The 13,721-nt window shown below is 74.1% G+C and carries 14 protein-coding genes and 1 riboswitch; of the genes, 5 read left to right on the forward strand and 9 right to left on the reverse strand.

From position 1 onward, the window contains the following. Positions 1-55: 55 nt before the first annotated feature. Complete coding sequence (locus CFI00_RS02040; RefSeq protein ID WP_207083642.1) at positions 56-1,606, forward strand: alpha/beta fold hydrolase; 1,551 nt, start codon at positions 56-58, stop codon at positions 1,604-1,606. Here CFI00_RS02040 and thiC read toward each other — a convergent pair. The 9 genes from thiC to CFI00_RS02085 form a co-directional block, all read right to left on the reverse strand. Next, positions 1,593-3,242 (reverse strand): phosphomethylpyrimidine synthase ThiC, encoded by a 1,650-nt coding sequence (gene thiC / locus CFI00_RS02045; protein WP_207083643.1) that lies wholly within the window; start codon positions 3,240-3,242, stop codon positions 1,593-1,595. The two genes, CFI00_RS02040 and thiC, sit on opposite strands and share 14 nt — an antisense overlap. Next, complete coding sequence (gene thiD / locus CFI00_RS02050; protein ID WP_242532639.1) at positions 3,239-4,057, reverse strand: bifunctional hydroxymethylpyrimidine kinase/phosphomethylpyrimidine kinase; 819 nt, start codon at positions 4,055-4,057, stop codon at positions 3,239-3,241. Before thiD ends, thiC begins: the two co-directional genes overlap by 4 nt. Next, on the reverse strand, positions 4,051-4,614 hold the full coding sequence (locus tag CFI00_RS02055) for a thiamine phosphate synthase (RefSeq protein ID WP_207083644.1): 564 nt from the start codon (positions 4,612-4,614) through the stop codon (positions 4,051-4,053). The genes thiD and CFI00_RS02055 overlap by 7 nt, the downstream gene beginning before the upstream one ends. Next, positions 4,590-5,375 (reverse strand): thiazole synthase, encoded by a 786-nt coding sequence (locus tag CFI00_RS02060; protein ID WP_207083645.1) that lies wholly within the window; start codon positions 5,373-5,375, stop codon positions 4,590-4,592. The genes CFI00_RS02055 and CFI00_RS02060 overlap by 25 nt, the downstream gene beginning before the upstream one ends. Beyond that, complete coding sequence (thiS, locus tag CFI00_RS02065; RefSeq protein ID WP_207083646.1) at positions 5,372-5,560, reverse strand: sulfur carrier protein ThiS; 189 nt, start codon at positions 5,558-5,560, stop codon at positions 5,372-5,374. The genes CFI00_RS02060 and thiS overlap by 4 nt, the downstream gene beginning before the upstream one ends. Further along, positions 5,551-6,579 carry an FAD-dependent oxidoreductase gene (locus tag CFI00_RS02070; protein WP_207083647.1) on the reverse strand — a complete coding sequence of 343 codons (1,029 nt, stop codon included), beginning with the start codon at positions 6,577-6,579 and terminating at the stop codon, positions 5,551-5,553. Before CFI00_RS02070 ends, thiS begins: the two co-directional genes overlap by 10 nt. Continuing rightward, the gene (locus tag CFI00_RS02075; RefSeq protein WP_207083648.1) at positions 6,579-7,172 is read right to left on the reverse strand and encodes a thiamine phosphate synthase; all 594 of its coding nucleotides are present in this window, start codon (positions 7,170-7,172) and stop codon (positions 6,579-6,581) included. Before CFI00_RS02075 ends, CFI00_RS02070 begins: the two co-directional genes overlap by 1 nt. Further along, positions 7,166-7,276: riboswitch (TPP riboswitch) on the reverse strand. (Overlaps the previous gene by 7 nt.) Positions 7,277-7,308: 32 nt before the next feature. Next, positions 7,309-7,548 carry a hypothetical protein gene (locus CFI00_RS02080; protein WP_207083649.1) on the reverse strand — a complete coding sequence of 80 codons (240 nt, stop codon included), beginning with the start codon at positions 7,546-7,548 and terminating at the stop codon, positions 7,309-7,311. A gap of 32 nt (positions 7,549-7,580) precedes the next feature. Further along, positions 7,581-9,038, reverse strand: coding sequence for a phospholipase D-like domain-containing protein (locus CFI00_RS02085; protein WP_207083650.1), 1,458 nt, complete (start codon positions 9,036-9,038; stop codon positions 7,581-7,583). A gap of 56 nt (positions 9,039-9,094) precedes the next feature. Here CFI00_RS02085 and CFI00_RS02090 point away from each other — a divergent pair, with 56 nt between their 5' ends. From CFI00_RS02090 to CFI00_RS02105, 4 genes are all read left to right on the forward strand, one after another. Continuing rightward, on the forward strand, positions 9,095-9,520 hold the full coding sequence (locus CFI00_RS02090; RefSeq protein ID WP_207083651.1) for a hypothetical protein: 426 nt from the start codon (positions 9,095-9,097) through the stop codon (positions 9,518-9,520). 85 nt (positions 9,521-9,605) lie between these two features. After that, positions 9,606-12,233 carry a nitrite reductase large subunit NirB gene (nirB, locus tag CFI00_RS02095; RefSeq protein WP_207083652.1) on the forward strand — a complete coding sequence of 876 codons (2,628 nt, stop codon included), beginning with the start codon at positions 9,606-9,608 and terminating at the stop codon, positions 12,231-12,233. Further along, positions 12,230-12,568: a nitrite reductase small subunit NirD gene (nirD, locus tag CFI00_RS02100; protein WP_207083653.1), complete on the forward strand. Its 339-nt coding sequence runs from the start codon at positions 12,230-12,232 to the stop codon at positions 12,566-12,568. The genes nirB and nirD overlap by 4 nt, the downstream gene beginning before the upstream one ends. Then, positions 12,565-13,677 carry a uroporphyrinogen-III synthase gene (locus CFI00_RS02105; protein ID WP_207083654.1) on the forward strand — a complete coding sequence of 371 codons (1,113 nt, stop codon included), beginning with the start codon at positions 12,565-12,567 and terminating at the stop codon, positions 13,675-13,677. The genes nirD and CFI00_RS02105 overlap by 4 nt, the downstream gene beginning before the upstream one ends. The last annotated feature ends 44 nt before the right edge of the window (positions 13,678-13,721 follow it).

Below are 13,721 nucleotides of genomic sequence, written 5' to 3' on the forward strand. Positions count from 1 at the left end.
AGCCGCGAGCGGGGCTACTCGTTGGTACGAGTGACCCCACCGCAGGAGAGAAGCCATGCACCGTCACCTCGCCAGCCGCATCACCGCCGCCGTCGCGGGCGTCCTCGCGCTCGCCTCGGTCCCCTACGTCGCCTCGCCGGGCGCCGCCGCGGAGGCCGTCACCACGACCGACGGCTGCCTGAGCAGCGTCCCGGACCCGGGCACCACCGCACCGGTGGACATCTGCTTCACGCTGTTCCGCCCGGCCGGCGCCACGAAGGACCGACCGGTGCCGATGGTGCTGCACAGCCACGGCTGGGGTGGGAGTCGTACGACGGACCCGGTCGCGTTCGCCCACCTCACCGACGCCGGTTTCGGGGTGCTGAGCTTCGACCAGCGCGGCTTCGGCGAGAGCGGCGGCCGGGCCCACATCGAGAACCCCGACGTCGAGGGCAAGGACGTCCAGGCGATCGTCGACGTCGTCGCCGCGCAGCCGTGGGTGAAGAAGCAGAGGCCGGGCGACCCGGTGCTGGGCGCGATCGGCGGGTCCTACGGCGGTGGCTACCAGTTCGTCGGCGCCTTCAGCGAGCTGCGCGACAGGGGCGCGACGCGCTTCGACGCGCTCGTCCCGGAGATCACCTGGTCGAGCCTGACCGAGAGCCTCTTCCCGCAGGGCGTCCCGCGCACCGAGTGGGCCACCGCCCTCACCGCGGCCGCGCTGCCGACCGACGCGCTGCCGCCGATCGTCCTCCGCGGCTTCGCCGAGGCGACCGCGACGGGCCACGTGCCGGCGTACCTCCACGACTTCCTCGACCGCAACGGCCCGGAGTGGCACGTGCGCCAGGGGCGCAAGCTCGACATCCCTGTGCTCTTCGGGCAGGGCGCGACCGACAACCTGTTCCCGCTCGACCAGGGCCTGAAGAACTTCCGTCGGGCGCTCACCGACAAGGCCCGCGCGCAGAGCATGCTGGTCGGCTACAACGGCGGTCACACGTTGCCGTCGGCCCTGCCCCTCGGCAGCAACCTGGACATCCCGCTCGCCACCAGCGACGCCTGCTCGCCGGTGCTGGGCAGCGCGACCTTCGCCGACCTCGGCCTGCGCTTCCTCCAGCAGAACCTGCAGGGCGTGAAGACCGGCCTCGAGGGTTTCGGCCAGCTGCACCTCACCACCGCCGCCGGCGACCGTTGCGTCACCGTCCCGGCCTCCGCGCCGACCACGCCGGTCGAGCTCGGCGAGGTCGTCAGCACCGTGGGCGTCGGCGCCCCGATCGCCTACCCGATCGCGCAGGGCCCGCTCACCATCGCCGGCTCCTCGAAGCTCGACGCCACCCTCACCACGCTCGGCCTCGACAACCGCGCCTTCCTCGGCCTGTCGGTCGGCACCAGCCCGCTCGACGCCCGCATCGTGCAGAACAACATGCTCCCGGTCCGAGAGAGCGGCATCGTGATCAACAAGCCGCGCCGGGGCATCGAGCTGCCGTCGGTCGCGGTCGACGTGCCGGCCGGGAAGACCCTCTTCCTGACGGTGGCGCCGATCTCGGACATGTACGTCGGCTTCGGCTCGCGCGTGGTCGGTGCGATGCGGATGAAGGACGTCGTGGTGCACCTGCCGGTCACGACTCGCTGACGTAGACGGTGCCGCCGAGGCGTACGAGCTCGGCGGACTTCTCCGCGAACCGCTCGCGCACGTCGTGGCTGATGCGCATCGAGCAGAACTTCGGTCCGCACATCGAGCAGAAGTGCGCGGTCTTGGCGCTCTCGGCAGGGAGCGTCTCGTCGTGGAAGGACTCGGCGGTGGGCGGGTCGAGCGAGAGCGCGAACTGGTCGCGCCAGCGGAACTCGAACCGGGCCCGGCTGAGTGCGTCGTCCCACGCGCGGGCACCCGGGTGCCGCTTGGCCACGTCCGCGGCGTGGGCGGCCAGCTTGTAGGTGATGACGCCGGTCTTGACGTCGTCGCGGTCAGGCAGGCCCAGGTGCTCCTTGGGCGTGACGTAGCAGAGCATCGCCGTTCCGTGCATGGCGATCGCCGCGGCGCCGATGGCGCTGGTGATGTGGTCGTAGCCGGGCGCGACGTCGGTGGCCAGCGGACCGAGCGTGTAGAACGGCGCGCCGTGGCACCACTCCTGCTGGAGCCGGACGTTCTCCTCCACGAGGTCGAGGGGGACGTGGCCGGGGCCCTCGACCATCACCTGCACGTCGTGCTCCCACGCCCGGGCGGTCAGGTCGGCGAGGGTGCGCAGCTCCGCCAGCTGGGCGGCGTCGTTGGCGTCGGCGACGCTGCCGGGCCGCAGGCCGTCGCCCAGGGAGAAGGCCACGTCGTAGGCCGCGAAGATCTCGCACAGCTCGTCGAAGTGGGTGAAGAGGAAGTTCTCCTCGTGGTGGGCCAGGCACCAGCCGGCCATGATCGAGCCGCCGCGCGACACGATGCCGGTCACCCGCTCGGCGGTGAGCGGGACGTGTCGCAGCAGCACGCCGGCGTGGACGGTCATGTAGTCCACGCCCTGCTCGCACTGCTCGACGACCGTGTCGCGGAAGACCTCCCACGTGAGCTGGTCCGCCTCGCCGCCGACCTTCTCCAGCGCCTGGTAGAGGGGGACGGTGCCGATGGGGACCGGCGAGTTGCGCAGGATCCACTCGCGGGTGGTGTGGATGTCCTCGCCCGTGGAGAGGTCCATGACGGTGTCGGCGCCCCACGTGGTCGCCCAGGTCAGCTTGTCGACCTCCTCGGCGATGCTGCTGGTGACGGCGCTGTTGCCGATGTTGGCGTTGATCTTCACCAGGAACGCGCGGCCGATGATCATCGGCTCCGACTCCGGGTGGTTGACGTTGGCGGGGATGATCGCGCGGCCGGCGGCGACCTCGCTGCGGACCAGCTCCACGTCGCAGCCCTCGCGGGCGGCGACGTACTCCATCTCCGCGGTGACGACGCCACGGCGGGCGTGGTGGAGCTGGGTGACGTTGCCGCCCGCCACCGCCCGGCGCGGACGTCGTCGCTCACCGCGCCACGCGCCGCGGGTCGATCCACGGCGTACGGCGGAGCGGCCGTCGTCGCGCAGCAGGGCCTCGCGACCGGCGTACTCCTCGGTGTCGCCACGGTCCTCGATCCACCCGGCCCGCAGCGCGGGCAGGCCGGTCTCGGCGTCGGACCCCGGTCCGGAGGTGGAGTAGAGGTCGAAGGTCTCGCCGTTGGTCAGGTGGACGCGGGTGGCGGGGACGCCGAGCGGGCCGGTGAGCACGCGCTCGTGGGCGGGGTGGACGGTCATGCGGGTTCCTCCTGGGTGGGTGGTGGGGCCTGGACGAGGTGGGAGACGGGGCCGCGACCGCGCCCCAGCCGCCAGCCGCTGCTGGCGGCGAGGCGGGCGCCGACGAAGGCCGCGGCATCGCCGGCGGCGTCCTCGAGGTCGGCGCCGTGGGCGAGGCCGGCGGCGAGCGCGGCGGCGTAGGTGCACCCGCTGCCGTGGTCGGCCGTGGTCGCCACGCCCGGGTGGCGCAGCGGCACGGGCGCGCCTCCGGGTCGGCAGAGCCAGTCGGTGCACGTCGCGCCCGGATCGCCCGGACGCCACTCGGGCCCGCCGGTGACGACGACCGCGCAGCCGAGGTCGGCGAGCGCCGCGGCCAGGTCGGGCGCCGACCCGTCGCGGCCGGCGAGGGCGCGGGCCTCGGACAGGTTGGGCGTGGCGACGAGCGCCCGGGGCAGCAGCGCCTCGCGGTAGGCCGCGACGACGGCGGCGCCGCCGAGCACCGCGCCGCTGGTGGCCACGAGCACGGGGTCGACCACGAGGGGCAGGTGGCCGAGCCGGGTGGCGACCAGGTCGACGACCTCGGGTGAGCCGAGCATCCCGGTCTTCACGACCGCGACCGGCAGGTCGCCCAGGACGGCCTCGACCTGGGCCGCGACGGTGGCCGCGGGGACCGGGTGGACCGCGTGGACGCCGGTGGTGTCCTGCGCCGTCACCGCGGTCACGGCACAGGCGCCGTGGCAGCCGAGCGCAGCGACCGTGGCGAGGTCGGCCGCGAGCCCGGCGGCTCCACCACTGTCGGTGCCCGCGACGGCGAGCACCACCGGCGGGGTCAGCACCCGGTCTCCCGCAGCAGCCCGGCCACGACGCGTGCCGGGTCGGCAGCCCGCATCACCGCGCCCATCACCGCGACGCCGTGGGCGCCGGCCCCCCGGGCAGCGGCGGCGGTGGTCACGTCGACGCCGCCCAGCGCCAGCACTGGGACGGGGTGCCCCGCGAACGCCGCGGGTGGCAGGGCGGGTCCGTGCCCCGGCTTGCTCGCGCTGGCGGCGTACGGCGAGAGGGTGACCCACGCGGCGCCCTCGGCCGCTGCGACCGCCACCTCTCCCGGGGCGTGGCACGACCGTCCCCAGCGACCCTCGCCCGGAGGTCGCTGGTGGGCGGCCAGGTGCAGGCCGTGGGCGGCCGGGTCGGGGAGCCGTGAGGACAGCACCGTGAGCCCGTCGACGGCGGCCAGCCGGGCGACGAGCGCGTGCCGGCGCGAGGCGTCGAGGTCGTGCTCGCGCACGACGACCGCCTCCAGCCCGGCGTCGGCGCACTCCAGGACGGTGCGCACGAGGCCGCGACCGAGGCGGAGCTGGGAGCGGTCGGTCAGCAGGACGAGCCGGGGGACCACGTCACCCTCCCCTCGGTCGGGCTGGAGGCCCGCGCCGTGTCGCGGCGCGGGATGCGGCCGGCGTCCCGGGCAGCGGCGCCGGCCGCCACGGCCAGCCGCAGGGCGTGGGCCATCCGCTCGGGGTCCGCGGAGCGGGTGACCGCGGTCGCGGCCAGCACCGCGTCACACCCGAGCTCCAGCGCGAGCGCCGCGTCGGAGGCGGTGCCGACGCCCGCGTCGAGCACCACGGGCACGTCGACCGCGGCGACCACCGCCTCGATCGCGTAGGGGTTGAGGACGCCCAGGCCCGAGCCGATCGGCGACCCCAGCGGCATCACCGCGGCGCACCCGGCATCGGCGAGGCGGCGTGCCACGACGGGGTCGTCGGTGGTGTAGGGGAGCACCGTGAAGCCGCGGCTCACGAGCTCCTCGGCCGCCTCCACGAGATCCACGACGTCGGGCATCAGGGTGGTCTCGTCGCCCACGACCTCCAGCTTGACCCAGGTGGTGCCGAGCGCCTCGCGGGCCAGCTCGGCGGTGAGCACGGCCTCGCGCGCCGACAGGCAGCCGGCCGTGTTGGGCAGGACCGGCACGCCGTGCTCCCGCAGGACCGACAGGATGCCACCGGCGGCGGTGCTCGACGTACGCCGCACGCTGACGGTCACCAGCCCGGGACGGGCGGCGGCCAGCACCGGGCCGAGCAGGTCGGGGCGCGGCAGCCCGCCCGTGCCCAGGAACAGGCGCGAGGCCAGGCGGGTGCCCGCGATGACGAGGTCGCTCATCCGCCTGCCACCGCCGTCACCACGTCGACCACGTCGCCGTCGGCCAGCACGACGCGGCCGTGGTCTGCGCGGGGCACGACCTCGAGGTTGACCGCTGCTGCGTGCCCGACGGGCAGGGGTCCGACGAGGTCGGCGAGCGTCGTGACGTCCACGTCGAGCGGGACGCCGTTGAGGGTCAGGTGCACGGTGGTCCTCCTGGGGCGGTGGGGGTGGCGAGGAGTCGTCGGGGGTCGACGGCCGGGTCGGGCGCGGCACCCTCGAGGGCGTCGGCGAGGAACCGCGCGGTCAGCGGCGCGAGGAGCACGCCGTGGCGGAAGTGACCCGCTGCGAGCCACGTCCGCGGGTCGTGGGTCGGGCCGATGAGGGGCAGGTGGTCGCGCGTCGCCGGTCGGTCCCGGGCGGCGCACGCGAGGACCTCGGCCCGGTCGAGCGCGGGCAGCAGGACGCGTGCTGCGCGCAGCAGCCGCAGCACCCCGCCGGCGGTCGGGACCGGTGGCTCGTCGTGCTCCTCCACCGTGGCGCCCACGACGACCTCGCCCCCCTCGTGCGGCACGACGTAGACGTGCTCGCCGGCCACCCATCCGCGCACGACGTGGCGCGGCGGGTCCGAGGTGTGCAGCCGGACCACCTCGCCCCGCACACCGCGCAGCAAGTGGGTCCACGGCTCGGGGAGCCGGGCGCCCGTGGCGAGGACGACCGCGTCGGCGGTGGCCCGGGGCTCGCGGGCGTGCACGCGACCCGCGAGCCGCCGCAGCAGGGCCGCGACGACGGCGCGCGGGTCCACGGCGCGGTCCTCGACACGCGCACCTGCGGACACCCGGCCCAGGCCCGGCTCGAGCCGGCGCACCTGGGCAGGGGCGAGGAGGTCGGTCACGACACCGAGCCCGGCCAGCAGCTCGACCTGGCGCCGGACGTCGTGCCGGTCGTCGGCATCGTGCCCGACCAGGAGGGTGCCGTGGTCGTGCAGCGGCACGCCGAGGCGAGCGGCGTACGACGGCCACAGCCGTGCGCTCTCGACGCCGAGCCGGTGGACGTCCTGCTCCCCGTGCCAGGCCTCCCCGGCCGGCGACAGCATCCCGGCGGCGACGGCCGACGCGCCGCTGCCGACCGCGCGGTCGACCACGACGACGTCGTGCCCACGCGCGAGCAGCTCGTCGGCGCACGCCAGTCCGACGACGCCGCCCCCGAGGACGTGCACCCGCATCAGCCGAGCTCCCGGACCAGCTCCTTCGCTGCTGCCAGAGGGTCGGGGTCCCGCCAGATCGCGCCCAGCACGGCCACGCCGTGGGCGCCGGCGGCCAGCGCCGGGCGTACGCGGCCGGGGCCGATGCCGCCGATCGCCACCAGCGGCAGCACGCCGCACGCGTCGGTGATCGCGGACGTGCCGAGCGCGGGCGGCAGGCCGGTCTTGCTCGCGGTGTCGTGGACCGGGCCGAAGCCGGCGTACGACGCCCCGTCCGCGGCCGCCCGCTCGACCGCCTCCCGGTCGCGACAGGTCGCGCCGATCAGGAGGTGGGGAGCGATGGCCGCGGCCAGCTCGACGGGGAGGTCGTGCTCGCCGAGGTGGACCCCGTCCGCGCCCGTGGCGAGGGCGACGTCGAGCTGGTCGTCGACGACGACGGTCGCGCCCAGCGGCCGGACCGCAGCGACGACGACACGGGTGAGCTCGACGAGCTCGCGGGTGGTGGCGGTCTTGTCGCGGACCTGGAACCCGTCGATCCCGGCCAGCGCCAGGTCTGCCAGGAGGGACAGGTCGTCGGTCGAGGAGACCAGGCTGAAGATGCGTGGCAGTGACACCGGAACTCACTTCCTTCGCCGGCATGACCCGGATCAGGTGCGACGGTCGGAGCGGTGTACAGCTCCCTCTCAGCCCGCTACCGCGGACTCCCGTGTGGACGGCGTGGACGTTAGCAGACCCGCGCAGGCGGGCCCGCTAGCGCGGCGGCACCTCGCCGTTGGCGACCGCCTCGATCCAGTCGACGACCTCGTCGGGGAGGTAGGCCCCCTGCGGGGTGTCGTGCCCCGCTCCCCACGCGTCGGTCGACACGACGCCGCCCGCGCGGTTGATCTCCGCCATCACGGTGGGCGTGACCTCGTCGCCGTTGTGGGCGACGAGCCAGTCCCGGGTCTCCTGCGACAGCCGGGGCCACCAGGCTTCGATCGATGTGGGCATGCCGTCAAGGTAGCCCCGAAGGCCGTGGGGTCCTAGAACTCGGTGGTGCCGCGCAGCCGCCGCGGCCGGCCGTCCGGGTCGTAGAGCAGACGGTAGGCGGGGCCGGCCCACCGCGTCGTACGCCGGGGGAGCGAGGGCGGCTCGTGGACGCCGATGCGGCTGCCGGCGGCTCCGACGCGCTCGCGCCACAGGTCGAGCGCGCCGTCCAGGTCGGCGAGTCGCGGGTCGTCCTCGGGCAGCCCGAGGTGCTCGGCCCACAACGACGTACGCAGGGTGCGTGGGAGCTCGCCCTCGGGGTCGACGACCGCGCAGGTCAGCTCGGAGTCGTGGGTCCACGAGCGCAGGTTGAGGTTGTCCGAGCCGATGGTCATCCACTCGTCGTCGACGAGGCAGACCTTGGCGTGGACGTAGACGGGCGTGCCGGCGGCGTTCTCCAGGTCGAACATCGCGAAGCGCTCGCCGCCCGCGGCGCGCAGACTCTCCCACGCGAGCCGCTGGCCGTGGTGGATGGGTGGGCCGCCGATGCGGCCGTCGGACTCGGGGAAGCGCGGCACGACCGCGATGACCTCGAGGCCGGGCTCGCGGCGCAGCGCGTCGGCGAGGGTGGTGGCCACGACGTCGGACCAGAAGTACTGGTCCTCGATGTAGACCAGGCGTCGCGCCCGGCTGAAGGCGCGCGAGTAGCCGCGCGCGATCGAGCGCTCACCGTCGGGGGCGAACGGGTAGTGCGGGCGCTTGAAGGGGTAGGTCCGCAGGATCTGCACCTGGTGGCGCCCGGCGGCGGGCGGCGGGTCCCAGCTCTCCGGCAGCTGCTGGGGGTGCCGCGGCATTCGCGCGATCCGCTGGGCGACGGCGCGGTAGGGGTTGCGGTGGTCGAGCGGCGTCGGGTCGTCCCACCGCTCGGCGAAGGTGTCGACCACGTGCGCGACCGCCGGGCCGCGGATCTCCGCCATCGCGTCGTGCCAGGGCGGCGAGTCGCCGTAGCGGTCGTCCAGCGGCGCGACCTGCGGGTCGCCGGCGTGCGCGGCGTCGTCGCGGCGGCTGTAGCAGAGGTCGATCCCGCCGACGAAGGCCACGTCGTCCTGCGGCCGGTCCCGGTGGCGTACGACGAGCAGCTTCTGGTGGTGCGAGCCGCCGTAGCGCACCCGCTCGTCGAGCAGCGCCTCGCCGCCGCACTCGTTGATGATCCGCCCGAGGTGCCCGTTCTCCTCGCCGTTGAGCTGCCCGGGGTGCGAGCGCCACATGAGCGCGCGGACCTCGACGTCGCGCGCGGCGGCCGCGCGCAGCAGCTGGGCCACGGTCGGCCCGTCGTCGGTCAGCCGCTCGTCGGCGTCGCCGCGCCAGTCGGTGAAGTAGACCCGGTCGCCGGCCTCCGTCGCGCCGACGACCTCGACCAGGCGGGCGAAGTAGGTCGCGCCGTGGACCCGCGGCACGACGAGGTTGCCCGAGGTCCAGGGACGCTCGCTCTCGGGCAGGAACCACTCGCTCACCCCTTCAGGTTGGCACCTGTCGGGGTCGGAGTCGACGCCTGTGCCACCCTCAGGGAGTGGCTGCAGATCGTGCCCTCACCGCCGACACTCTCGGCGCCTGGCTGTTCAAGGCGACCGGCTCAGATCCCTCGACGCAGGCGCACCTGCGCACCGGTTTTGCCGACGTGCGGGCACGGTGCGTGCGGCCGACCTACCGCACCGACCTGGTGGAGGCGGGGCAGCGGGTGCTGCTGTGGGTGAGCGGCACCGGGGCCGGCATCCACGCCTACGGGCGCACGACCGGCCCGGCGCGCGCCGGCGAGGTCCCGCTGGTGCTCACGCCCCTCGATCCGCCACTGCTGCGCTCCGAGCTGGTCGGGCACGCCGACCTCGCGGGCCTCGAGGTGATCCGGATGCCGGCCGGCAGCAACCCGTCCTACGTCACCCCCGCCGAGCTCGAGGTGCTCGTCGGCATGCGGGAGGAGCTCGGCCGGGCCGGGTGAGGCGCGTGAGCCCGTGCCACCCAGTTTTCACGCCCGAAACATTCGCGGAGCCCGCTGACAACATCGGCTTCCTACCGTCCTCGGCATGACCAAGCGCCAGAGGATCGTCGTCGTCGGGCACGGCATGGTGGGCCACCGCTTCGCCCAGGCCGCCGTCGAGCGCGGCCTGACCGAGACCCACGACGTCGTCGTCTTCGGCGAGGAGCCGCGGGCGGCCTACGACCGCGTCGGCCTCACGAGCTGGTTCGGCCACCCCGACGGCGCGGAGGGGCTCTCGCTCCTGCCCGGTGGGGTGTACGACGACCCGCGGGTGCGGCTCGTGCTCGACAGCGTCGTGACCGAGATCGACCGGGCGGCGCGGACCGTCACCGTCGTGTCACCGCCGTCGGCGGGGTCTCGTGACGGGCGCCAGGGCGCCCTCCTCGACCAGCGGGGGGAGCCCGGAGCGGTCACGGTCCACGACTACGACGTGCTCGTCCTCGCGACCGGCGCGGCGCCGTTCGTCCCGCCGGTGGAGGGTCGCGGCAAGGACGGCTGCTTCGTCTACCGCACGATCGAGGACCTCGAGGCGATCAAGGCCGCCAGCGAGACCGCGACCAGCGGAGTCGTCATCGGCGGCGGGCTGCTCGGGCTCGAGGCGGCCAACGCGCTCGTCCAGCTCGGCCTCGACACCCACGTCGTCGAGATGGCCCCGAGGCTGATGCCCGTCCAGCTCGACGACGCCGCAGGCGTGACGCTCGTGCGCCACGTCGAGAAGCTCGGCGTGAAGGTCCACACCGCCGTCCTCACCGAGGAGATCGAGGGCGACTCCAGCGTGACGGGCCTGCGGATGAGGCAGGCCGGGACCGAGGAGGGCGCCCCGACGGAGGTCGTCGAGGCGCAGGTCGTCGTGTTCTCCGCCGGCATCCGCCCGCGCGACGCCCTGGCCCGGGAGTGCGACCTCGAGACGGCCGCGCGCGGCGGCGTGCTGGTCGACGAGCAGTGCCGCACCGCCGACCCGCACGTCTTCGCGATCGGCGAGTGCGCGGCTCCGGGCGGCACGATGTACGGCCTGGTCGCGCCGGGCTACGCGATGGCCGAGGTCGTGGTCGACGCGCTCCTCGACGGCCCCGGCACCTTCACCGGCGCGGACATGTCCACCAAGCTCAAGCTCCTCGGCGTCGACGTGGCCAGCTTCGGCGACGCCTTCGCGACCACCGACGGCGCGCTCGAGCTGACGTACGCCGACGCGGTGAGCGGGGTCTACAAGAAGCTGGTGGTGGCAGAGTCCGAAGCCGGGGACGGCTCGTTCAGACTGCTCGGCGGCATCCTGGTCGGCGACGCGTCGGCGTACGGCACCCTGCGGCCGATGGTCAGCAGCGGGCTCGCGCTGCCCGACAACCCCGAGCAGCTGATCCTGCCCGCGAGCAGCGGCGTCCAGCTCGGCATGCCCGACGAGGCGCAGGTCTGCTCGTGCAACGACGTCACGAAGGCCGACATCCTCCACGCGGTGGCCGAGCAGGGCTGCGAGAGCGTCGCCGACGTCAAGCAGTGCACCCGTGCCGGCACCACCTGCGGCTCGTGCGTGCCGACGGTGAAGAACCTGGTCGAGGAGCACTTCGCGAGTGTCGGGAAGGTCGTCGACAAGGGCCTGTGCGAGCACTTCCGGCTCACCCGGCAGGAGCTCTTCGACGTCGTCGCGGTGCACGGCTACCGCCGCTTCGACGACATCGTCGAGGCCCACGGCACGGGCCGCGGCTGCGACGTCTGCAAGCCCGCGATCGCCAGCATCCTGGCCAGCCAGACCAGCACCCACATCCTCGAGCCGGTGACCGCCGAGCTGCAGGACACCAACGACAAGTACCTCGGCAACATCCAGCGCAACGGCACCTACAGCGTCGTCCCGCGCATCCCCGGCGGCGAGATCACGCCGGAGAAGCTGATCGTCATCGGGGAGGTGGCGCGCGACTACGGGCTCTACACCAAGATCACCGGCGGCCAGCGGATCGACCTCTTCGGTGCCCGGATGGAGCAGCTGCCGGCGATCTGGAAGCGGCTGGTGGATGCGGGCTTCGAGTCCGGCCACGCCTACGGCAAGTCGCTGCGCACGGTGAAGTCGTGCGTCGGCTCGACGTGGTGCCGCTTCGGGGTGCAGGACTCGGTGGGTCTCGCGATCGCGCTGGAGCTGCGCTACCGCGGGCTGCGCAGCCCCCACAAGCTCAAGGGCGGCGTCAGCGGGTGTGCCCGCGAGTGCGCGGAGGCGCGCGGCAAGGACTTCGGCGTCATCGCGACCGAGAAGGGGTGGAACCTCTACGTCGGCGGCAACGGCGGCGCCACGCCGGCCCACGCACGGCTGCTCGCGGGTGACCTGGACACGGAGACGCTGGTGTCGTACCTCGACCGGTTCCTCATGTACTACGTCCGCACCGCCGACCGCCTCCAGCGCACCTCGACGTGGATCGAGCAGCTCGAGGGCGGGCTGGAGCGGGTGCGCGAGGTCGTCGTCGACGACTCGCTGGGCCTGGGCGCGGAGCTCGAGGCGGAGATGGCGCGCCACGTGGGCGGGTACGCCGACGAGTGGGCAGCGACCTTGGCCGACCCCGCGAAGCTCGAGCGCTTCGTGTCCTTCGTCAACGCCCCCGACACCCCCGACCCGACCATCGCCTTCACCACCGAGCGCGACCAGATCCAGCCGATCGCGCCGGCGCTGATCCCCGTGGGAGCCCCCGCATGATCGACCTCGCCCGGGCCACCGCCGTGTGCGCCGTGGCCGACATCCCGCGCGAGGGCGGCGTCGCCGCGCTGGTCGACGGCGTCGCGGTCGCGGTCTTCCGCACCCACGACGGGTCGGTCCACGCGATCGGCAACGTCGACCCCTTCAGCGGCGCGTCGGTGCTGTCCCGCGGGATCGTGGGTTCCCGCGGGACAGCGCCGGTGGTCAGCTCGCCGATGTACAAGCAGGCCTTCGACCTGCGCACCGGCGCCTGCCTGGACGACGCATCCGTGTCCGTCCCGTCGTACGACGTCTCGGTGGTCGACGGCGTCGTGCTGGTCGGGGGCGTCCGGTGAGCGTCCTGCCGCTGGAGGGCTTCCGGATCGGGGTGACGGCTGCCCGCAAGGCCGACGAGCAGGTCGCGCTGCTGGAGCGTCGCGGCGCGAAGGTCGAGTGGGCGGCGGCGCTGTCGCTGGAGCCCAACCACGTCGACCTCGCCGAGCTCCTGGCCGCGACCCGCGACGTGGTCTCCGCGCCCGTCGACCTCTTCCTCGCCACCACCGGCATCGGCATGAAGGCGTGGCTCGACGCCGCGACCGAAGCCGGGTTGTACGACGAGCTGGTGTCCGTCCTCGGCGCCTCGGAGATCCTCGCCCGCGGGCCGAAGAGCGTCGGCGTGCTGCGCCGCCACGGCCTGCGCGAGCTGTGGTCGCCGGAGTCGGAGTGCTTCGAGGACGTGCTCGCGCACCTGCGCGGGCGCGACCTCACCGGCAAGCGGATCGTGGTGCAGGAGCACGGCCAGTCGCTGTCCATGGCGGCACACGCGCTGCGCCGGCAGGGCGCGTCGGTGGTGACCGTCCCGATCTACCGCGTCGAGTCGGCCGACGACCCGTCGTCGATGTTCCACCTGATCGACCTCATCGCCGACCGCGAGCTCGACGCCGTCACCTTCACCTCGGCGCCGGCCGTGGCCGCGCTGATGGAGGCGGCCTACAGCGTCGGTCGTCGCGACGACATCGTCTCCGCCTTCCAGTCCGACGTCGTCGCCTCCTGCGTCGGCCCGGTCACCGCCGCGGCCTTCGAGATGTGGGGCGTGCCGACGATCTTCCCCGACCGCTCGCGCCTGGCCGGGATGATCAAGCAGCTCGAGACCGAGCTCCCGACGCGACGCGACGGTGTCGACGTACGCCTCTCCGACGGGCGGACGCTGATCGTGCACTCCGACTCGCTGCTGCTCGACGGGGTGCCGGTGGAGCTGTCGCCTGCGCCTCTGTCGGTGCTCATGGCGCTGCTGGTGAACCCCGGGTTCGTGGTCTCGCGGCGGGCGCTGCTGGCTGCGCTGCCGTCGGGTCAGGCGGGTTCGGAGCACGCGGTGGAGATGGCGGTGGCACGGCTCCGGGCCGCCGTCGGCACGAAGGCCGTGCTCACCGTGGTGAAGCGGGGGTACCGGCTGGCCGTGGGGTGAGGACCGAAGGGCGTACCTCATCGTCGGTATCTGCTTCTCAGCAC

Source organism: Nocardioides sp. S5 (genome assembly GCF_017310035.1).
GTDB lineage: Bacteria > Actinomycetota > Actinomycetes > Propionibacteriales > Nocardioidaceae > Nocardioides.